Below are 18,640 nucleotides of genomic sequence, written 5' to 3'. Positions count from 1 at the left end.
CGCGCTTGGCGCTATCGATAGGCCGTGGCGATCCCGCGGCGTTCTTCCAGGCAGTCCGCCGAGCCGGTTTCGAATTCCCGGCAGATCAGTGGGCGTTTCTCGTAGATGGTGCAGCGCATGCTGTCGCGATCCAGCGCCGCGCACCAGCCATCGTCCAGGCGCAACATCACCTCGCCGCCCCAATCGTCGATGTCGATAAAACGTTCGGGAACACCGGTATCGGTGATCAACAGGACCTCCAGCCGGCAGCAGCAGGCCGCGCAGGTGGAGCAGCTGATCGCCGGTGTGGCGAGGTCGGTCAGGGGGATCATGGTCATGGCGCCAGTGTATGTCACTGCCATGGCCCTGTATGCCGGAACAGACCGCCTCCCGATAGCTGGATACCACAAAGCCGGTTCGCACTCTGTGTTTACTCCCGGTGAACCCGCGCTCGGTCCTGACCGACGGCGGTCGAGCCCAGGCTCATTTTCCGATTTGAAGGGAGTCAGACATGAAGGATGCAATCACCTCGCCGCGCCTATCGCTTGAGCAGTCGATCGACGCGGTCAAGGCGCTTTTCGCCGACCCGCCGACGTTGCGCGGCGTGGCTTTGTCGAACATTCAGGAACGCTTTTTTACTCGTTGGGAACCTCAGCGCAACGCTTCGCACCTGGTTGTCGGAGAACCTCGATGGTCGGTGCATGAGGGCGAAAGGGTATTTTCCGGTTACCAATACAACGCCTTGATCGACCTCGTGCTCAAGCATTTCACCACGGGTGTCGCGCCGGTTTTCAGCACTGAGCACGTATTGGAAATCCGCCGCGACGTGCCTGGTACCTGGCACCGATATCTGGTGGATGCGGCGGCGACCCAGATCATGATCAGAGAGTGGGGCGAGGTCCTTCTTGAGCTCTTCAAGCAGGCCTTGGTCGACTACTGGAACGAAGAGGACCCGCAAGGCAACAGCCGCATTCTGCGTCTCTGCGCGATGCTGACGCGGATTCTGATGGTCGGCAGTGAACACTATCGTGACTTCCTGACGGTTGATCTGGAAAAGCCCGACAGGCAGTTCGCCCTTTACGGTATGCGTGCCGTGAGCAAGGACCGCTGGGGCGGGGGAGGGCCCGAGGCCCTGCCGCTGCTGATCGCCCGGCGCAAGGAACACGGCATCGAGCAGATGCCCCTGGTGTTCAGTCTGTCCTGGGGACTGTTCAGGGCAGACTCCACGGACCTCGGACAGTTGGTGCCGTTGTTCATGAGTGCCCGGGCCAACGGCCGCGATATCGAGTATCGCGAGCACCTGCTCTGGAAGCAGGACGATCCGCCCGAGCTATTGGAACGGACCGTGGCCAGCCTCGGCGAGGCCTTGCTCGACAATCAGCTCCAGGAGATCGCTCTGATCGGACGCGATCCCCAGTGGACGGTCGAGGACTACCAGCGCCGGCTCGATGCGATCATTCGCCCCGATCGCTGGTTTTTCGCGCCCGTGGCAAAGCAGCCCCATGCGGTGCTCGAACTGCCCGAGGAACTGGCCGCGCTGCGCGATGCCCTGCCGTATTGGCTGCTGGGGGCCCGCGCCGAAGACATAACGGCCTATCGCGCCCTGCTGGAAAAACTCGCCGAGGTGCAACGTGCCTCGGGCGGCAAGGCGTTTCTCGACGGTGTCGGCGACCTGCCGGGCTTCGCCGCCAGGACGCTGCTGAAGAAAATGCGCGAGGATCATCCGCAAGTCCTCGGGATTGCCGATCCCGATGATATTCATCTGGAACTCGACAAGACCGTCGCGGTGCCCGCCGTCGCCGCGGGCGGTGGCGCGCTGGGGAGTGTCGAGACGGTCCGCATGAGCCTGACCGAATTGGCCCTGGAGAATCTCGGCGGCTTCCGGCATGTGAAGATGCGGATCAGTATCCGTCGTTGCGCCCTCGAAGCGCCGGTGCCCGCCTGGATGACCCCGGACTACCTCAAGGGCCTGGTCAGCGCCGTCGACATCGGCCGTACCTACCTGGAACAGCTCAAGTCCAAGCTCATCGACGATGCCGACGAGGCGCACGCTCGGGAAAAACTGTTCAGCGAGCAACTGCGGGTCCAGTTGCCCATGCAGGCACTGGAATTGAAGATCCGCGGCGAAGCGGACTTCGATGAAACGGGGTATCGTTATGTCGAGGCCGTGATGCAGGCCGAGGCCGCCAGGCAGTGGGTGGACGGACAACAGATTGTCCTGCGCCCCCTGGCCTTCAAGTCCGAGGCCGATGCGCCGGCCGATGTCGTGGCGTCGATGTTCCTGATCGGGCCGAAGGATAGCCGCCACGGTCCGGTGATCCTCTATCGGCCGCTGCTCGCCAAGGCCAGGCCGCGGGAGTCGGCCTTCCAGGCGTTGCAGGCCGCGCCGGACCGGACCTTCTGCCCGCGCGACGAGGATGCGCGGCCGACGCCCGCGGTCGAGACACTGCGACAATATCCGAGCTTCAACGCCCTGTTCGAGGCAATCAAGCCACTCGGCCCGTTGCAGGACAGTGTCCTGACCTGGATGAGCGACCAGGCCCGCCGTACCTATGCCAATGGCGGTTTTATCGAACCACATCGGGTTCGCTCGTTCGAAGATGATTTCGCCGCGTTGTTGCCGGTGGCCCCGGCCACGCTTGGCGAGGATTGGGTGCGGGGCGACTATCTGCATCACTTGTTCGTCTCGACGGCCAGGACCCTGATCGCCCTGGCGGATCGGCAGTCGGTTTCCAACGCCGAGCTGCGCTGGGCGACCCTGAAGGAGGGCGGCTGGCAGTTGTTCAACGTGGTCCTGATGTTTATCCGCGGGCCGGCGGCGGTGGCCGGCTGGATCTTCGCCGTGGTCGCCAGTCTCGAGGCCGATTTGCGCCGCCTGCAGGAAAAGGATCCCGGTGCGAAGGCCAGCGGTTGGGCCGATATCCTGGTCAATATAGCGTTTATCCTGGGGCATCGACTGAGCCATCTCCAGGCCCCCGTCGAAGTCCCGCGCAGGATTCCGATACACGAGGGCTACCGTGCACGGACCCGGGCGACGATCAGCGAAGGGCCGGACAAGCCGATACCGATGAATCTTGAAAACCCGGTGGCGCCAGGCGAGACGTCCTCGCGCAGGAGCATCGTCGATTGGGCGATGAAGCGCTATTCGCTGTCCTCGATTGACTGGCAGGCCTTGGGCGAAGTGATTGCTTCCGGTGAGTATCAGGGGCTGATCCGCTTGAAGGAGGGCAACCAACTGGCGGCGCGCATAAGCGGCTGGGTGTTTGCCGTGGTCAGCGATGGCGAGGGCGGTGTGCGAGTGATCTCGCCCGACGGCCTGGAACAAGGTTTCTATTTGAAGCACGTCGGCGAAGGCCGCTGGCTGCCGGATCTGAGGCTGCGCCTGCGTGGCGGCTCGGGACGCGGCGGGCGCGAGACGATCAAGCAGATGCAGGCAAAAAAAGCCGCGGCCGCCAAGGCGTTGGACGAACGGCACAGGGTCATCGAAACCGATGGCAAGCTGGCGATGCGCAGGGCTTCCCTGGCCCGGCTCGACCTGCAACGCAAAGAGGCCGGGGATTACTCCCAAGCGATACGCAGCGAGGCCCGACAGCGGTTTATCGAGGAGGCGCGAAAGGCCTTCGACCTGACCGGGCAGAGCATCGCCCTGCGCGAAGACCAGGCCAGGCTCAAGCCGGTGGATAAGTGGAAGGACGCCGTGTGCGCATTCCTCGGGGTTCAGCTTGGCGGCTGTCGCGAGTTCGTCGATGTGCTGGCCAGGGTTCGTGAGGAGGGCAAGCTTTCGGCTGAAGAGCATGCCCGGGCGTGGGCGACCAATGCCGGGCCGGGTTCGGCGTTGTATGAGCGCCTTCTGGCGCATCATGTAAAGAAGGTCAAGGTCAATGATGAGATGCTGGGCTGGCATCGGCAGGAAAAGCTGGTTGACGCCCGGTTGGAGGAGTATCCGGGCCTGGGGGCCAAGGTTCGCGACAAGATCAATGCCGATACGCGGGGCGCCCGGACCGTGCTGGATACGCAGTCGTCACAATTGCATACCTTGCGCTGGTTGAGTATCCACGAGTTGGAGCGCGGCGAGCGGACCTATCCCGCGTTGCGGGAGAAGACCCAGGAGGCGGCCATGGCCAGCCGCTCGCGGGTCAATCTCGAACTGGACATGGATATCTCCGCGAGACGCCGCCGCCGCGTGCTCAATACCTGTATCGAAAATTATGAGTCGAGTTTGCAGATCATCGAATTCTGGCGGCAGCAGCAGCCGGCGGAGAGGGCCCTGGTCTATACCGAGCGCCTGGGCGAACTGATCGGGCAACTGCGCGACGAGGCCCTGGAGGCCCTTGGCGAAATGCTCGATGAGCAGGCCAGTGACATTGCCGTACAGGAAGAATTCGAGACAACCCCCGGCCTGATCCAGACCCGTGGTTCCAGGGGTGGGCTCTACCTGGGGAAGGTCAGGCCGACGACCGCCGGTCAGACGAAGGAAATCGTTGAGATCGTTGGCGACGATGAAACCCTGTTGTTCCAGGAAAGCGCCGAAGGGACTTACTGGGAGGAGATCAAGGCGCCCGAGCCGACACCGCCACCGGCCGCCGCCAAGCCACCGATCGGGATCAAGCGCCTGCTCGCGGAGGCGGATACGCAGAGGCTGGCGGCCCATCGGGAGTTACGCGATGCCCGCGCCGAACTGGCCAAGGCCCTCGATAAGGCCGCGCGGTTGCAGCAGCCGATCCGTGACCCGGTGTTTCTTCAGGATGTGCTGGAAGGCGAGTCAAAAAAACTCGAGCGCCTGGCCAATCAACTCGAAGAACGCCTGGCGTCTGTCGAGGCCGCGGTCGACAAGGCCAGCGGCCAGACTCAAGTGGGCAAGCTGCGCGCGTTGGCCCTGGAGTTGGTCAATGAAGGGTTGCTGATCCGGGTCGAGGCGACCAAGGCCAGCCTGCCGGACATGGCCCGGGTCGACTTTCTCCAGCGCCAGGGCGCTATCGATATCAGGAAGAACGGGCCGCGTAGCCTGCTCGGCTCTGGTGGCTACCTGCAGGAATACCTGATCCTCGACAAGGCGGCTTCGGGCAAGAAGAGCGCCCTGCTCTGGGTGGCCCATTTCCATTACGAGAGCCTGGCCACCTTCGATGATGGCTTTGAACTCGGGGCGGCTCACCTGAAAACCCGCAAGGAGCGCTTTCTCGGTCCCAAGGATCAGACGCGCGCCGAAAGTGAGCGTTTCGAGCTGATCCGCAGAGGGCGGCCGGGCCGCGCGCAGGCGGCTGTGGATATCTGGCGCAGTGCGATCAGTCTGCCTATGGCCCGTAAATTCTTTTTCAACGCCGCCGATGTGGAGACGGCCTTGGTCGAGCAACTGAAACGACTGTAGTGGGTGCTGGACACCCGCGCCTTTCGCGAGGACGCGGCCCTGCCGGCTCAAGTTTCATGGCGGGTCTTTGTACGGGGCGGAATCGCGGGCCTTGCGTTGGCTGATGGCCAGTTGCTGCTGTTTGGGCTGGCGCGAGAGAGGCCAGAGCCCGCTCATGAACAGCGCCGGAAAGGCAATTTCCAGGGGCCGCTGCCTGAGCTTTTCGCAGATATGCTCGGCGGCTTGCTCGGCCGACCAGCGCAACGGCATGGGGAAGTCATTTTTCCGGGGCAGCGGGGTATCGACGAAACCGGGGCTGACCACGGTCACGGCGATGCCTTCGTGGGCCAGGTCGACGCGCAGGGATTCGAACAGATAGCGCATTCCGGCCTTTGACGCGCCGTAGGCTTCGGCCCGTGGCAGCGGCAGGAAGGTGACCGAACTGGCGAGGCCCACCAGGTGCGGCTGGTGGCCGGTGCGCAGTAGCGGCAAGGCGGCTTCGATGCAGTAGCTGCTGGCCAGCAGGTTGGTCCGCACCACCCGCTCGATGATCGAAGCATCAAAGGCCTGGGCATCGACATACTCACAGGTGCCGGCGTTGAGAATCACCGTGTCCAGGGAGCCCCAGACCTGGCTGATGCGCTCGCCGATTTCGCGGACTTGCTGGCTGTCGGTGAGGTCGCCGGGCACCTGCAGGAGCTGTTCGGGGTAACGTTTTTCGAGGGCTTGCAGCGGTTTGAGGCTGCGGGCACTGACGGCCAGGTGGACACCGGTCTTGAGCAGGACTTCGGCGATGGCCGCGCCGATGCCACTGCTGGCACCCGTGAGCCAGACACGTCGTGGAGGTGTAATGCGCATCCCAGTCTCCTTTTCAATCAGACCGTCCCTTGGCCAGTCATGGATGACGATAGCTCATGTATCGGCGCTGATACACCTGGCCTTCACGAACGTGATCCAGTCCGTGAAAGTTGTATTGCCGATCACCGGCGGCGTACATCCGGACGACAGTTTGCAGGAACTCACTCATAGACACCTCCAGTTTCCAGTCGTTGTGGCAGCTGCCTGAAGGCGGCGAGGGCGCGCTCGCGACTGTGGCCCAGATCGACCATGGGCTGTGGATAACTCGCCAGGCCGAACAGGTCGCCGAGTGTCGCCGGGTTATGCACAGCCTTTTTGTTCAGGCCGGCCAGTTCCGGTAGCCAGCGCTTGATAAACAGCCCTTCGCGGTCGAATTTTTCCGATTGGCTCAGCGGGTTGAAAATCCGGAAGTAGGGCGCCGCATCGGTGCCGGTGGAGGCGCTCCATTGCCAGCCGCCATTGTTGGCCGCCAGATCGCCGTCGATCAGGTGGCGCATGAAGAAGCGTTCGCCTTCGCGCCAGTCGATCAGCAGGTTCTTGGTCAGGAACATCGCCACCACCATCCGCAGGCGGTTGTGCATCCAGCCGGTTTCGAGCAATTGGCGCATGGCCGCATCGATGATTGGCAGGCCGGTGCGCGCCTCCTGCCAGGCCGCCAGTTCTTCCGGGGCCTGGCGCCAGGCCAGGGCTTCGGTTTCCGGGCGGAAGGCGCGCTGCTTCGAGACCCGCGGATAGCCGACCAGGATGTGTTTGTAGAACTCGCGCCAGAGCAGTTCGTTGATCCAGGTGATGGCGCCGGGACTGCCGCTGTCGAACTCGCCCTGATTGCCTTGCAGGGCTGCGTGCAGGCACTGGCGGGGCGAGATCACGCCGGCGGCGAGGTAGGCGGAGAGTTGGCTGGTGCCGGGTTTGGCCGGGAAATCCCGTTCGCTCTGGTAATCGTCGATCTGCTGCTCGGCGAAGGTTGTCAGGCGTCGCCGGGCCTCGTCCTCGCCGGCGGGCCAGAGGTCGCGCAGGGTCTGGCTGGGGGGGACGAACCCTTCAACCTCGCAGGGCACCGGATCGGCTTCGAGCGCCAGCGCTGCCTGGGCCCTGGGCGTATTGATCAGGCGCGGCAAGGCACTGTGCAGGCGGCTGTAGCAGACCTTGCGGAACTGGCTGAAAACCTGGAAGTAGGTGCCGTTACGGGTCAGTACGCTGCCGGGCTTGAAGAACAGCTGATCCAGGTGGCTGTGGAAGTTCACGCCCTGCGCTTCAAGGGTGCGCGCCACGGCTTGATCGCGGCGGCTTTCGTGAACGCCATATTCTTCGTTGACGTGCATGGCGGCGATCTTCAGCGACTGGCACAGGTTGCCCAGCACCTCGGGCACCCGCTCCCAGGTTGGGGCATGGCGAATCAACAGCGGGATATTCAGCGTCGCCAGGGCCTTGCTCAGGGCCTGCAGGTTACGCAGCCAGAAGTCGACCTTGCACGCCGCATCGTCATGCCGCCGCCATTGCCCGGGCGTTATCAGGTAAACGGCGACCGTCGGTCCTTGCCCGGCGGCAGCGGCCAGGGCGGTGTTGTCATGCTGGCGCAGATCGCTGCGCAGCCAGAGCAGTTGCATAGCCATTCCTTGTGTCATGGGCGAGGGCGCTAGATCAGTCCGAGCCGGGTCAGGCTCTGGTACGCGGACAACGGGTCTTCGGCCAGGGTCATGTCAGCGCGCTTCTGGGGGCTTACGGACAACTCGGCGAAATGGATGCACACCGTGGGTCCGGCAATCAGGATCGGACAGTGGATACCCCCCAGCAGCTTCGGCAGGGCCGCCAGGCTCATGGCCTTGCTCGAATACAGCAGCACCGCGCGGCTTTTGAGGTGCTCGGTGGCCAGCGCCAGTTCGTTGGGCGGCAAGGGCCAATCGAAGACTTCCACCGGGCAGTTGGCGCTGCTCACCAGCCAGGCGGTCAGCCACAGGTGCGGCTCCATGGGCAGATCCGAATGGTTGACCAGCAAGATCGGTGCGCCCTTGAGTTGCCGGTTATTGTGATAGACCCGCGCGCCCAGCTTGCTGCGCAGCCAGGTGTAGAAGAACGTTCGCTCCATCTGCCCGCCGAACGAGCCCCGCCAGCGTTGCTCGAGTTCCGCCAGCAGTGGCAGCAGCAATTGCTCGCACAAGGTGCGCGGCGGGTATAACGACATGGCCTGGTTGAAACGGTCATCGACCTGGCGCTCGGCCAATTGGCTGATGGCCTGGACCAGGTCTTGGCGCAAGGCCTGCCAGTCGTTGGCGGGCGGTTCGGCCAGTGCCGGGCCGCTATCGAGCAGTTGCTTGATCTGGCTGACCGCGACCCCGCGATTGAGCCAGGTGACGATGGCCTGGATCCGTTGCACGTGCTCGGCACCAAACAACCGATGGCCCTTGGCGGTCCGGTGCGGCACCACCAGGCCATAGCGACGTTCCCAGGCCCGCAGGGTCACGGCGTTGACGCCGGTTTGCCGGGCCACTTCGCGAATGGGCAACCAGCCCTGTTCCAGGGCGCTGGCGTAGTCGACGGGCGCTTCAGGGGCGTCGCTCATGTCAGAGGGCATGACGCAGACTGAGGTTTTCCGGGTGCGGTTGCAGGTACACCTGGCGGGCGATGTAGGGATCGGGGTGTTGACGGAAGTGTTGCTTGAGCAGGGTCAGCGGCACCACCAGTGGCACGATGCCTTGGCGGTACTGGCTGATGACCTGGAGCATTTCCTGTTTGTCCGCGCTGCTCAGGCTCCGCTTCAGGTAGCCGCTGAGGTGTTGCAGGACATTGGTATGGGTGCGGCGGGTCGCGCATTTTTTCAGGGCCGCCATCAACTGGCTGAAATAACGCGGGCCGACGGTGTGCGCATCACCGTTGCCCATGTTCCCCAGCAACTGGCCGAGCACCTTGTACTGCAACGGGTCATGGGCCATCAGCAGGTATTTGTAGCGGGCGTGGAACTCGGTCAGAGCGCGTCGCGTGAGGCCGGCTTGGCGCAGCACCTGCCAGGCCGTGTAGGCGACGACCCGGGTCAGGAAATTTTCCCGCAGAACCGCATTGTCCAGCCGGCAGTCTTCTTCCGCCTCGATACCCATCAGGCAGGCGCTGACGGCGATTCTGGGTTTGCACGGCAACTCGCGGGTGAAAGGCATGGAGAACCTCCAGAAGAAATACTTGTACAGAAAAGTGTTCTTGTACAACTAAGTTTCATCATAGGCTCTATGTTGTACAAGTCAAATTATTTGTACAGGATTTGGCTGCGCTTATCGCCAACCCATCTGCCAGGTCGCGGTATCTTTCAGTTGGGTCCAACTCAGACGTTGGTTGCGTTGACTCATCACCGCTTGCAGCTCGACTTCGAGCACAGTGCCTTGTTCATCGCGAAACAGTTCGGTGACCAGGAAATGTTTTTCCCGGTTCTGGGGGCGGGCTGCCGTCCATTTCGACAGCAGCAGCTTGCACGGGTTGATGCGTTTCAACCCAGGTGTTCCATCAAGCGCCGGGCGGCTTCCTGACCGCTGAGCCAGGCGCCTTCGACGCGCCCGGACAGGCACCAGTCGCCACACACGTACAGGCCCAGGTCGGCATCGGCCAGCGCCCCCCATTCCCGTGCGCCGGCCGGACGGGCATAGAGCCAGCGGTGGGCGAGGGTGAAGACCGGGGCCGGCATGCTGGCGTGCAGCAGCTCGGCGAAGGCGCCGTGCAACTGCTCGATCACGGCCTCCTTGGGCAGGTCCAGGTGCTGCTTGCTCCAGGTGCTGGTGGCGTGCAGGACCCAGGTGTCGAGCTGGTTGTCGCGCTCCGGCTTGCTGCGGTTGCGGGCCAGCCAGTCGAGCGGGCTGTCCTGCACGAAGCAGCCTTCCATCGGCGTCTCCAGCGGCGTGTCGAAGGCCAGGGCGATGGCCCAGGTCGGCTCCATCTGCACGCTGGCGGCGGCCCCGGCGAGTTTCGGCGCGGCGGCCAGCAGCGCGGTGGCCTGGGGCGCGGGGGTGGCAATGATTACCTGGCTGAACGGACCGTGGGTGTAGCCTTCGGCATCCTGCAGGTGCCAATGCTGTTCGCCGCGGAACACCTCGGTGATCCGGCAGCTGAAATGCGCCTGGAGGTGGCCGAGCAAGCCGCGGGTAATCGCGCTCATGCGCGGCGTGCCGACCCAGCGGGTCTGCTCGTCCGGCGACAGGCTCAACTGGCCGTTCTGGAAGTTGTAGAGCTGCGGGTCCCATTCGGCAACCCAGCCCTCACCCTGCCAGCGTTGGACTTCCTTGACGAAGCGACGGTCGCGGGCGGTGAAGTACTGCGCACCCAGATCCAGTGCACCGGCATCGCTGCGCTTGCTGGACATGCGCCCACCGCTGCCGCGACTCTTGTCGAAGATTTCGATGGAATACCCGGCGTCGTGCAATGTCCGGGCGGCCGAGAGCCCGGCGATGCCGGCTCCGATTATTGCGATAGGTACAGTCATGGGTGGGCCTCGTTACCTGTCAGCACAGACTACGCCGTCAGCAAAACCTGTACAATCTTGTTTTTTGGTATAGGTTGCGACCTGCCTGTCGGTTCACACTGTCCTATTGTTAAAACACATTTCTGTCGTGAGAAAAGAGCCCTGTTTTAAAAATAGACTAACGCTCTCGACAAAACGTTACGCGAGGACGCACTCATGCACATATTGCTGACCGGCGGTACTGGTTTGATCGGACGTCAACTGTGTGATTACTGGTTGACGCAGGGGCATCGCCTGACTGTCTGGAGTCGTCGGCCGGAGCAGGTGGCGCGTTTGTGCGGCGCGAAGGTGCGTGGTGTGCGGCATCTCGAGGAATTGGCCGGCGAGCCGCTGGACGCGGTGATCAACCTGGCCGGCGCGCCGATTGCCGACCGGCTCTGGAGCCACAGGCGCAAGGCTTTGCTCTGGAGCAGTCGGATCCAGCTGACGGAAACCCTACTGGCCTGGCTGGAAGGTCGCGAGCAGCGTCCCGCGGTATTGATTTCCGGTTCGGCGGTCGGCTGGTACGGCGATGGTGGTGAGCGTGAACTGACCGAGGATTCGCCGCCGGTCAGCGAGGATTTCGCCAGTCGCCTGTCGATTGCCTGGGAAGAAACCGCGCAGCGCGCCGAGGCCCTGGGGATTCGCGTGGTGCTGGTGCGAACCGGCCTGGTGCTGGCGGCCGAGGGCGGCTTTTTGTCGCGCCTGCTGCTGCCGTTCAAACTGGGGCTGGGCGGCCCGATCGGCAACGGTCGGCAGTGGATGCCGTGGATTCATGTGCGCGATCAAATCGCCGCGATTGATTTTCTTCTGCATCGCAGTGATGCGCGGGGTCCCTATAATGCCTGCGCGCCAAAGCCGGTTCGCAACAAGACGTTCGCCAAGGCGTTGGGCAAGGTCCTGCATCGCCCGGCGCTGATCCCGCTGCCGGCCTTTGTCCTGCGCCTGGGCCTGGGTGAACTGTCGCTGTTGCTGCTCGGCGGCCAGCGCGTGACGCCGGCCCGGTTGTTGGCGGCGGGATTTGTTTTTCAGTTTAACGATCTGCCAGCGGCCCTCGACGATCTCTCGGGCCGCCTCTGAAATAGGACGTTGCATGACCGATCACGCTTTGCTTCTGGTCAACCTGGGTTCTCCGGCTTCCACTTCGGTAGCGGACGTGCGCAGCTACCTCAATCAATTCCTGATGGATCCCTATGTGATCGATCTGCCCTGGCCGGTCCGGCGCCTGCTGGTGTCGCTGATTCTGATCAAACGCCCGGAGCAGTCGGCGCATGCCTACGCCTCGATCTGGTGGGAGGAGGGCTCGCCGCTGGTGGTGCTCAGCCGTCGTTTGCAGCAGCAGATGACCGCTCAGTGGACCCAGGGCCCGGTGGAACTGGCGATGCGTTATGGCGAGCCGTCGCTTGAGACGGTGCTGACCCGCCTGGCCAAGCAAGGCATCCGCAGGGTGACCTTGGCGCCGCTGTATCCGCAGTTCGCCGACAGCACCGTGACCACGGTGATTGAAGAAGCCCGGCGGGTGGTGCGCGAGCGCAAGCTCGACGTGGCGTTTGCCATCCTGCAGCCGTTCTACGACCAGCCGGAATACCTCGATGCCCTGGTGACCAGCGCCCAGCCTTATCTGGCCCAGGGATTTGATCACTTGCTGCTGAGTTTCCATGGCTTGCCGGAGCGCCACCTGACCAAGCTCGACCCCAGCGGCAGTCATTGTTTCAAGGATGTGGATTGCTGCAAGAATGCCTCGCCGGCGCTGCTCTCCACCTGCTACCGCGCCCAGTGCCTGCGCACGGCGGCGGCGTTTGCCGAGCGCATGGGCTTGGCGGACGGGCAGTGGTCGGTGTCGTTCCAGTCGCGGTTGGGGCGGGCGAAGTGGATCGAACCCTATACCGAGGCGCGGTTGGATGAACTGGCCAAGGCCGGGGTGAAGAAGCTGCTGGTGATGTGCCCGGCGTTTGTCGCTGATTGCATCGAGACGCTGGAGGAGATCGGTGATCGCGGGCGCGAGCAGTTTGTCGCGGCGGGGGGCGCGGAGTTGGTGCTGGTGCCGTGTTTGAACGATGAGCCGCAATGGGCGACGGCGTTGAACACCTTGTGCGAGCGGGCGCCGCTGGCCCTGTAAACGCAAATCTCGAAAACGCCACGATCCTGTAGGAGCCGGCTTGCCGGCGATCCAGGCGACGCGGTCTGACAGGACACCGCGTCGCTACCATCGCCGGCAAGCCGGCTCCCACAACAGCAGCGGATAGCCTTACAACAACGGCTCCTCCGCCTTCTTGTTTTTCCAACCGTCATTACCCGGCAGCAGCAGGTTCAGCGCAATCGCCACCACGGCGCACAGCGCGATGCCCTTGAGGCCGAAGTCATCCGGCCCGGTGCCAGTGCCCACCAACACACCGCCGATACCGAACACCAGGGTCACCGACACAATCACCAGATTGCGCGCCTCGCCCAGGTCGATCTTGTGGCGAATCAGGGTGTTCATCCCCACCGCCGCAATCGAGCCGAACAGCAGACAAAGAATCCCACCCATCACCGGCACCGGAATGCTCTGCAACAACGCACCGAACTTGCCGATAAACGCCAGGCTGATGGCAAAGATCGCCGCCCAGGTCATGATTTTTGGGTTGTAGTTCTTGGTCAGCATCACCGCGCCGGTCACTTCGGCGTAGGTGGTGTTGGGCGGGCCACCGAACAGGCCGGCCGCCGTGGTGGCGATACCGTCACCGAGCAAGGTGCGGTGCAGGCCCGGCTTCTTCAGGTAGTCGCGACCGGTCACGCTGCCCACCGCGATCACCCCGCCGATATGTTCGATGGCCGGCGCCAGCGCCACCGGGACAATGAACAGGATCGCCTGCCAGTTGAATGCCGGTGCGGTGAAGTGCGGCAGGGCGAACCAGGCGGCGGCGGCGATCTTCGCCGTGTCGACCACACCGAAATAGAACGACATGGCAAACCCGACCAGGACCCCGGAGATGATCGGCACCAGGCGAAAAATGCCCTTGCCGAACACGGCCACGATCAGGGTGGTCAGCAGCGCTGGCATCGAGATCAGCATGGCGGTCTGGTAATGAATCAGTTCGCTGCCGTCGCCGGCCTTGCCCATTGCCATGTTCGCGGCAATCGGCGCCATGGCCAGGCCGATGGAGATGATCACCGGGCCGATCACCACCGGTGGCAGCAGCCGATCGATGAAACCGGTGCCCTTGATCTTCACCGCCAGGCCGAGGAAGGTGTAGACGAAGCCGGCCGCCATTACCCCACCCATGGTCGCCGCCAGGCCGAACTGGCCCTTGGCGAGGATGATCGGGGTAATAAAGGCAAAGCTCGAAGCAAGGAACACCGGCACCTGACGCCCGGTCACCACCTGGAACAACAGAGTCCCCAGGCCCGCCGTGAACAGCGCGACGTTCGGGTCGAGGCCGGTAATCAGCGGCATCAACACCAGGGCGCCAAAGGCCACGAAAAGCATTTGCGCGCCAGACAGTACCGTGCGCCAGAGCGGGTCGTTGAACTCATCCTGCATGTCAGGCGTCCTTCTGCTTGGTGCCGAAGATCTTGTCACCGGCATCGCCCAGGCCCGGAATGATATAGCCGTGCTCGTTGAGCTTTTCGTCGATGGAGGCGGTGTAGATGGTCACGTCCGGGTGCGCTTTCTCAACGGCAGCAATCCCCTCTGGCGCCGCCACCAGGACCATCGCACGGATGTCCTTGCAACCGGCTTTCTTCAGCAGGTCGATGGTCGCGACCATCGAACCGCCGGTGGCGAGCATCGGGTCGATGATCATCGCCAGGCGTTCGTCGATTTCCGGTACCAGTTTTTCCAGGTAGGTGTGGGCTTCGAGGGTTTCCTCGTTGCGGGCCACGCCCACGGCGCTGACCTTGGCGCCCGGGATCAGGCTGAGTACGCCTTCGAGCATGCCGATACCGGCGCGCAGGATCGGCACCACGGTAATCTTCTTGCCGGCGATCTTCTCGACCTGGACAGTACCGCACCAGCCCTGGATTTCGTAGGTTTCCAGGGGCAGGTCCTTGGTCGCCTCGTAGGTCAGCAACGCTCCGACTTCCTGAGCGAGCTCACGGAAGTTCTTCGTGCTAATGTCAGCGCGGCGCATCAGGCCGAGCTTGTGGCGGATCAACGGGTGGCGGATCTCACGGATGGGCATGGGAATAGGCTCCGACGGCGGGCAAAAAACGGCTTAGATTAATCTATCCGTAGTTGTTGTCCTATAGACCCGCAGTACGTTAGTCCAGAAACCCTTGATCTGGTCGCGCCGGGTGCGTACCTTTGCCCGCTTTTCTTACACAAGCCGCCTTTTGGAGAGCGCCATGTCCGTTGATCTCGAGCATATCCGTCAAGTCATGCGCGAAGCCGACTGCCTGTACAGCAACGCCGAAGTCGAAGCGGCCATCGCCCGTGTCGGCGCGCAGATCAACGCCGAGCTGGCCGAGAGCAACCCGGTGCTGTTCTGCGTGATGAACGGCGGCCTGATCTTCTGCGGCAAGCTGATGACCCACCTGGACTTCCCGCTGGAAGCCTCGTACCTGCACGCGACCCGCTACCGCAACGAAACCAGCGGCGGCGAACTGTTCTGGAAAGCCAAGCCGGAAGTCTCGTTTATTGACCGCGATGTGCTGATCATCGATGACATCCTCGATGAAGGGCACACCCTGGGCGCGATCATCGATTTCTGCACACACGCCGGGGCGCGCCGCGTGCACACCGCCGTATTGATCGACAAGGAGCACGACCGCAAGGCCCGTCCAGACCTCAAGGCGGACTACGTCGGCCTGCCGTGCGTCGACCGCTATATCTTCGGCTACGGCATGGATTACAAGGGCTACTGGCGCAACGCCGCCGGCATCTACGCCGTCAAGGGGATGTAAGGGATGGGCGCGCCGAGCTTTCTCGATGCCGGTTTGTTCGCTGAGTTGGCCGATAAGGCCGCGGCGAGCCCCCGTGGCCGGGTTCATCACAATTTTCACCAGATGGACGAGCCGTGCCATCGCCTGGCTGTCGGCTTGCAACCCAGTACCTATATAGCCCCGCACCGACACCTGAGTGCCGACAAGGCGGAAACCTTGCTGGTGCTCAAGGGGCGCCTGGGCCTGCTGGTGTTCGATGAGGCGGGGTCGCTGTTGGACAAGCGTGTCTTGCAGGCCGGCGGTGATTGTCCGGGTGTCGACCTGCCAGCCGGGGTGTTCCATGGCCTGGTGGTGCTGGAAGCCGACAGCGTGATGTTCGAGTGCAAGGCCGGCCCGTATCGCCCGGTGGGTGAGGGCGAGATGGCGAGCTGGGCACCTCGCGAGGGCGAAGCCGAGGTCGCCGCGTACCAGGCCTGGATGCGCGCGCAGTTCGATTGAGCACGTGGCTTTCGCTCGATCGCGCACCTTTGGACGGGCAGACGGGCGATTTTGCCGTATCATTAGCCACCTAACGACAGGCAACGGGTTCCCTGGGCATGCTGGCCATCTTTCTCGGTATCTTGACCATCACCGCCCCCGTCTTCGCCATGTTGTTCCTGGGCGTGGCGCTCAAGCGCGTGGGCTGGATCAACGACAGCTTTATCCACACGGCCTCGGCACTGGTGTTCAACGTCACCATGCCGGCGCTGCTGTTTCTCGGCATCCTCCATGCCGACCTGCATGCGGCGCTGCAGCCCAAGGTCCTGGGGTATTTCTCCGTCGCCACCCTGGTGGGCTTTGCCGGCGCCTGGGGTTGGGCTATCTGGCGTTGCCCCGAGATCGATCGCGGGATCTATACCCAGGGTGCCTTTCGCGGCAATAACGGGGTGATCGGCCTGGCCCTGGCGGCGAGCATGTACGGCGCCTACGGGATTTCCCTGGGGGCGATTCTCGCGGCCCTGGTGATCCTGTTCTACAACACCCTGTCGACCATTGTCCTGGCGGTCTACAGTCCGGTGATCAAGTCCGATCCCTGGAGCATCTTCAAGAGTGTGCTGAGTAATCCACTGATCATCAGCGTGATCGTGGCGGCGCCCTTTGCCTATTTTCAGATCAGCTTGCCCGGCTGGCTGGAGACCTCCGGTAATTATCTGGCGCAGATGACCCTGCCGCTGGCGTTGATCTGCATTGGCGGCACCTTGTCCCTGGCGGCGTTGCGTAAAAGCGGCGACCTGGCGTTGAGCGCGAGCCTGGTGAAGATGGTCGGCATGCCCCTGCTGTCGACGCTGGGTGCCTGGCTCTGCGGCTTTCGCGGGGCGGAATTGGGAATTCTGTTTCTCTACTTCGGCAGCCCGACGGCCGCGGCCAGCTTCGTCATGGCCCGGGCGGCCAACGGCAATCACGAGCTGGCGGCGGCGATTATCGTGATCACCACCCTGATGGCGGCGATCACGACGAACATCGGCATCTTTGTTTTGCAGTGGGGCGGCTGGATCTGACGCCTGGCACCGACCCCTGTAGGCGCCAGCTTGCTGGCGATAGCGGCCGATCAGGCGATGCAAGGCGCGCTGGCCTCATCGCCAGCAAGCTGGCTCCTACAGGTCGTCAATCGGCCTTCTGGTAGGCGTCGATCACTTCCTGGGCCGCGCGGAACGCATCGATAGCCGCCGGTACCCCGGCATACACCGCGCAATGCAGCAGCGCCTCACGAATTTCTTCCACCGTGCAGCCATTGTTCAGGGCGCCGCGTACATGACCTTTCAGCTCCTGCGGACACTTGAGCGCCGTCAGTGCCGCCAGGGTAATCAGACTGCGGGTCTTCAACGACAACCCTTCGCGATTCCAGACACTGCCCCAGGCATGTTCGTTGACGAAGTCCTGCAACGGCTGGCTGAATTCGCTGGCATTGCCCAGGGCACGATCGACGAACGCATCGCCCATGACCTGACGACGCATCTCGACACCGGGTTTCTTCTGATCGGTCATTGCAGCAGCTCCTATGAGTGTTGGCGACGCCAGGCCCTGAACGTACTGAACAGCAGGTACGCCAGCAGCGCCGGCAGGATGAAAAACAGCATCAGGCGTTCCAGTCTGTCCGCCATCGGCATGCCGGTGGTGAACCACACCATGTGCAGGCCGTAGGCCAGATACAAGCCCAGAAACAACAGGCCTTCGGCGCGGGTGATGCGGTAGCCGGAATAGAATACCGGCCAGCACAGCATGGCCACGCCAAGCATCACCGGCAGGTCGAAGGCCAGGGCGTTGGGCGACACCGACAGCGGCGTGGGGGCGAGCAGCGCGGTGAGGCCGAGCACCCCCAGCAGATTGAACAGGTTGCCACCGATCACATTGCCCACGGCGATATCCCGCTGGCCGCGCATGGCGGCGATCAGCGAGGTGGCCAGTTGCGGCAGCGAGGTGCCGACCGCCACCACGGTCAGGCCGATGATGCGTTCGGACAGGCCCAGCTCGGTGGCCACGTCGACGGCGGCGTCCAGCAGCAGGTGCCCGGCCACCACCAGCAGTGCCAGGCCCAGGCCCATCCACGCCAGGCTGCTCAGCCAGGGCGCGGATTTGTGTGTGGCGCTGGGCGGCGGCGCGCCACGGTGCTGATGGCGGGACTGGCGCAGCAGCAGGCCGAGGTACAGCGCGAAGGCGCCCAGCATCACCAGGCCGTCGAGGCGCCCCAATTCTTCATTGAACGCGAGGCCGAACACCAGCAGGCTGGCGAGGATCATCAACGGGATATCCAGGCGGATCAACTGGCGCGAAACCCGCAACGGTATAATCAGCGCCGAGAGGCCCAGGGTGACCAGGGTATTGAAGATATTGCTGCCGATCACGCTGCCCACTGCAATATCGGCATTCTCGGCCGCGGCCGCCTGCACGCTGACCGCCAACTGCGGTGCGCTGCTGCCGAAGGCGACGACGCTCAGGCCGATCAGCAGCGGCCTGACCCCCAGGCTCGCGGCCAGGCGCACGGCGGCGCGCACCAGCAGTTCGGCGCCGACGATCAGCAGCAACAGGCCGCCGCTCAGTTGAATCAGGCTTAGCCAGGGAAGGGTGGTCAATCCGAAAAT

General features: G+C 63.4%; 17 protein-coding genes and 1 pseudogene. 6 read left to right on the top strand and 12 right to left on the bottom strand.

Annotation, left to right across the window (positions count from 1 at the left end):
- Positions 1-11 precede the first annotated feature (11 nt).
- Positions 12-317 (bottom strand): YkgJ family cysteine cluster protein, encoded by a 306-nt coding sequence (locus tag AC07T0_RS10770; protein WP_495001242.1) that lies wholly within the window; start codon positions 315-317, stop codon positions 12-14.
- Between the two features lie 173 nt (positions 318-490).
- Between AC07T0_RS10770 and AC07T0_RS10765 the strand changes: the two genes are divergently transcribed.
- Positions 491-5,344, top strand: coding sequence for a dermonecrotic toxin domain-containing protein (locus AC07T0_RS10765; protein WP_495001157.1), 4,854 nt, complete (start codon positions 491-493; stop codon positions 5,342-5,344).
- 54 nt (positions 5,345-5,398) lie between these two features.
- On the opposite strand, the gene AC07T0_RS10760 is transcribed toward AC07T0_RS10765, so the two are convergent.
- The 7 genes and pseudogenes from AC07T0_RS10760 to AC07T0_RS10730 all read right to left on the bottom strand — a co-directional run bounded on the left by AC07T0_RS10760 (position 5,399) and on the right by AC07T0_RS10730 (position 10,640).
- Positions 5,399-6,181 carry an SDR family NAD(P)-dependent oxidoreductase gene (locus tag AC07T0_RS10760; protein WP_495001156.1) on the bottom strand — a complete coding sequence of 261 codons (783 nt, stop codon included), beginning with the start codon at positions 6,179-6,181 and terminating at the stop codon, positions 5,399-5,401.
- Positions 6,182-6,218: 37 nt separating this feature from the next.
- The gene (locus AC07T0_RS10755) at positions 6,219-6,350 is read right to left on the bottom strand and encodes a hypothetical protein (protein ID WP_495001155.1); all 132 of its coding nucleotides are present in this window, start codon (positions 6,348-6,350) and stop codon (positions 6,219-6,221) included.
- Positions 6,343-7,788, bottom strand: coding sequence for a deoxyribodipyrimidine photo-lyase (gene phrB / locus AC07T0_RS10750; RefSeq protein ID WP_495001154.1), 1,446 nt, complete (start codon positions 7,786-7,788; stop codon positions 6,343-6,345). The genes AC07T0_RS10755 and phrB overlap by 8 nt, the downstream gene beginning before the upstream one ends.
- A gap of 29 nt (positions 7,789-7,817) precedes the next feature.
- Positions 7,818-8,741: a MerR family transcriptional regulator gene (locus tag AC07T0_RS10745; protein WP_495001153.1), complete on the bottom strand. Its 924-nt coding sequence runs from the start codon at positions 8,739-8,741 to the stop codon at positions 7,818-7,820.
- A 1-nt stretch (position 8,742) separates the two neighbouring features.
- Positions 8,743-9,267: pseudogene (locus tag AC07T0_RS10740) on the bottom strand (YbgA family protein); the annotation flags it as partial.
- Between the two features lie 174 nt (positions 9,268-9,441).
- Positions 9,442-9,657 carry a TIGR02450 family Trp-rich protein gene (locus AC07T0_RS10735; RefSeq protein ID WP_495001152.1) on the bottom strand — a complete coding sequence of 72 codons (216 nt, stop codon included), beginning with the start codon at positions 9,655-9,657 and terminating at the stop codon, positions 9,442-9,444.
- Positions 9,654-10,640, bottom strand: a complete 987-nt coding sequence (locus AC07T0_RS10730; RefSeq protein WP_495001151.1) for an NAD(P)/FAD-dependent oxidoreductase — start codon at positions 10,638-10,640, stop codon at positions 9,654-9,656. Before AC07T0_RS10730 ends, AC07T0_RS10735 begins: the two co-directional genes overlap by 4 nt.
- Before the next feature lie 195 nt (positions 10,641-10,835).
- On the opposite strand from AC07T0_RS10730, the gene AC07T0_RS10725 reads away from it, so the two are divergent.
- Positions 10,836-11,738 (top strand): TIGR01777 family oxidoreductase, encoded by a 903-nt coding sequence (locus tag AC07T0_RS10725; RefSeq protein ID WP_495001150.1) that lies wholly within the window; start codon positions 10,836-10,838, stop codon positions 11,736-11,738.
- A 13-nt stretch (positions 11,739-11,751) separates the two neighbouring features.
- On the top strand, positions 11,752-12,777 hold the full coding sequence (gene hemH / locus AC07T0_RS10720) for a ferrochelatase (protein ID WP_495001149.1): 1,026 nt from the start codon (positions 11,752-11,754) through the stop codon (positions 12,775-12,777).
- A gap of 129 nt (positions 12,778-12,906) precedes the next feature.
- Here the strand turns inward: hemH and AC07T0_RS10715 are convergent, their stop codons facing one another.
- Positions 12,907-14,181 (bottom strand): uracil-xanthine permease family protein, encoded by a 1,275-nt coding sequence (locus tag AC07T0_RS10715; RefSeq protein WP_495001148.1) that lies wholly within the window; start codon positions 14,179-14,181, stop codon positions 12,907-12,909.
- Position 14,182: 1 nt separating this feature from the next.
- A complete protein-coding gene (upp, locus tag AC07T0_RS10710) occupies positions 14,183-14,821 on the bottom strand; it encodes a uracil phosphoribosyltransferase (protein ID WP_495001147.1) in 639 nt (212 codons plus the stop codon).
- A gap of 163 nt (positions 14,822-14,984) precedes the next feature.
- Between upp and AC07T0_RS10705 the strand changes: the two genes are divergently transcribed.
- The 3 genes from AC07T0_RS10705 (at position 14,985) to AC07T0_RS10695 (ending at position 17,059) form a co-directional block, all read left to right on the top strand.
- Positions 14,985-15,542 carry a hypoxanthine-guanine phosphoribosyltransferase gene (locus AC07T0_RS10705; protein WP_495001146.1) on the top strand — a complete coding sequence of 186 codons (558 nt, stop codon included), beginning with the start codon at positions 14,985-14,987 and terminating at the stop codon, positions 15,540-15,542.
- A gap of 3 nt (positions 15,543-15,545) precedes the next feature.
- Positions 15,546-16,019: a WbuC family cupin fold metalloprotein gene (locus tag AC07T0_RS10700; RefSeq protein WP_495001145.1), complete on the top strand. Its 474-nt coding sequence runs from the start codon at positions 15,546-15,548 to the stop codon at positions 16,017-16,019.
- Positions 16,020-16,117: 98 nt separating this feature from the next.
- Positions 16,118-17,059 carry an AEC family transporter gene (locus AC07T0_RS10695; protein ID WP_495001144.1) on the top strand — a complete coding sequence of 314 codons (942 nt, stop codon included), beginning with the start codon at positions 16,118-16,120 and terminating at the stop codon, positions 17,057-17,059.
- A gap of 106 nt (positions 17,060-17,165) precedes the next feature.
- On the opposite strand, the gene AC07T0_RS10690 is transcribed toward AC07T0_RS10695, so the two are convergent.
- Both AC07T0_RS10690 and AC07T0_RS10685 read right to left on the bottom strand, forming a co-directional pair.
- Entirely contained in the window at positions 17,166-17,546 is a 381-nt protein-coding gene (locus AC07T0_RS10690; protein ID WP_495001143.1) for a carboxymuconolactone decarboxylase family protein, read from the bottom strand.
- 11 nt (positions 17,547-17,557) lie between these two features.
- Entirely contained in the window at positions 17,558-18,607 is a 1,050-nt protein-coding gene (locus tag AC07T0_RS10685) for a calcium/sodium antiporter (RefSeq protein WP_495001241.1), read from the bottom strand.
- Positions 18,608-18,640: the final 33 nt, after the last annotated feature.

Source organism: Pseudomonas sp. GW821-FHT04D07, from assembly GCF_059420225.1.
This window is presented reverse-complemented; position numbering and strand designations above follow the sequence as displayed.

Bases quoted from the DNA above. Each gene is read 5' to 3' on its own strand.
- AC07T0_RS10690 (WP_495001143.1), bottom strand. From the start codon at position 17,546: ATGACCGATCAGAAGAAACCCGGTGTCGAGATGCGTCGTCAGGTCATG.
- phrB (WP_495001154.1), bottom strand. From the start codon at position 7,788: ATGCAACTGCTCTGGCTGCGCAGCGATCTGCGCCAGCATGACAACACC.
- AC07T0_RS10730 (WP_495001151.1), bottom strand. From the start codon at position 10,640: ATGACTGTACCTATCGCAATAATCGGAGCCGGCATCGCCGGGCTCTCG.
- AC07T0_RS10695 (WP_495001144.1), top strand. From the start codon at position 16,118: ATGCTGGCCATCTTTCTCGGTATCTTGACCATCACCGCCCCCGTCTTC.
- upp (WP_495001147.1), bottom strand. From the start codon at position 14,821: ATGCCCATCCGTGAGATCCGCCACCCGTTGATCCGCCACAAGCTCGGC.
- hemH (WP_495001149.1), top strand. From the start codon at position 11,752: ATGACCGATCACGCTTTGCTTCTGGTCAACCTGGGTTCTCCGGCTTCC.
- AC07T0_RS10765 (WP_495001157.1), top strand. From the start codon at position 491: ATGAAGGATGCAATCACCTCGCCGCGCCTATCGCTTGAGCAGTCGATC.
- AC07T0_RS10755 (WP_495001155.1), bottom strand. From the start codon at position 6,350: ATGAGTGAGTTCCTGCAAACTGTCGTCCGGATGTACGCCGCCGGTGAT.
- AC07T0_RS10745 (WP_495001153.1), bottom strand. From the start codon at position 8,741: ATGAGCGACGCCCCTGAAGCGCCCGTCGACTACGCCAGCGCCCTGGAA.
- AC07T0_RS10760 (WP_495001156.1), bottom strand. From the start codon at position 6,181: ATGCGCATTACACCTCCACGACGTGTCTGGCTCACGGGTGCCAGCAGT.
- AC07T0_RS10705 (WP_495001146.1), top strand. From the start codon at position 14,985: ATGTCCGTTGATCTCGAGCATATCCGTCAAGTCATGCGCGAAGCCGAC.
- AC07T0_RS10770 (WP_495001242.1), bottom strand. From the start codon at position 317: ATGACCATGATCCCCCTGACCGACCTCGCCACACCGGCGATCAGCTGC.
- AC07T0_RS10700 (WP_495001145.1), top strand. From the start codon at position 15,546: ATGGGCGCGCCGAGCTTTCTCGATGCCGGTTTGTTCGCTGAGTTGGCC.
- AC07T0_RS10725 (WP_495001150.1), top strand. From the start codon at position 10,836: ATGCACATATTGCTGACCGGCGGTACTGGTTTGATCGGACGTCAACTG.
- AC07T0_RS10715 (WP_495001148.1), bottom strand. From the start codon at position 14,181: ATGCAGGATGAGTTCAACGACCCGCTCTGGCGCACGGTACTGTCTGGC.